The sequence below is a fragment of the Paenibacillus sp. OT2-17 genome (genome assembly GCF_009827695.1).
Lineage (GTDB): Bacteria > Bacillota > Bacilli > Paenibacillales > Paenibacillaceae > Paenibacillus > Paenibacillus polymyxa_B.
This window is the reverse complement of the sequence record NZ_WUDQ01001010.1, coordinates 1-671: the sequence shown is the minus strand read 5'-3', so window position 1 is coordinate 671 and position 671 is coordinate 1. Positions and strand designations below refer to the sequence as shown.

The following is a 671-nucleotide window of genomic DNA, read 5'->3' as shown; positions in this document are numbered from 1 at the left end:
AATCTACTACAGACGGCTCGCCTGCGATTGCTTCAGCAGCTACTTTACCTTCGTAAGAAGCTTTGTGCGCCAGAGCAAGACCAGCTACGATATCGCCGATTGCAAAGATGTGAGGAATGCTAGTACGTCCTTGGTGGTCAACTTTCACCATTCCGCGCTCATCCAGTTCGAGGCCAATCAGATCCAGACCCAGTTCACCGTCAGTGTTTGGACGACGTCCAACAGTTACAAGCAGATAATCAGCAGTTACTTCTTTGCTTTCGCCGTTAACGGAGAATTTCACTGTTACGTCTTTATCTGTTTGCTCTGCACTTTCCGCTTTAGCGCCAGTGAAGATTTCGATGCCAGTTTTCTTCATGCTTTTCGCAACGATTGAAGTCATATCTTTGTCGAAACCAGGAAGCACTGTATCCATACCTTCAATGATCGTTACTTTGGAACCGAATTTGGAGTACATTTGTCCAAGTTCTGCACCAATGTATCCACCACCGATTACGATCAGGCTTTTCGGAATTTCAGGCAGGTTCAATGCTTCTGTAGAAGACAGAATGCGTCCGCCAAATGGGAATGGTTTCAGTTCGATTGGACGGGAACCTGTTGCGATAATTGCATTTTTAAAACGATAACGTGGTGATTCATGTTCGTTGAATACACGCGCTTCGTTTTCGTTG

1 protein-coding gene is annotated in these 671 nt (G+C 45.6%); it reads right to left on the bottom strand.

Features of this window, described 5'->3' with window-relative positions; all coding sequences use genetic code 11:
- A partial coding sequence (locus GRP75_RS28760) for an FAD-dependent oxidoreductase (RefSeq protein ID WP_160791089.1) occupies positions 1-671 on the bottom strand: 671 nt, incomplete at both ends.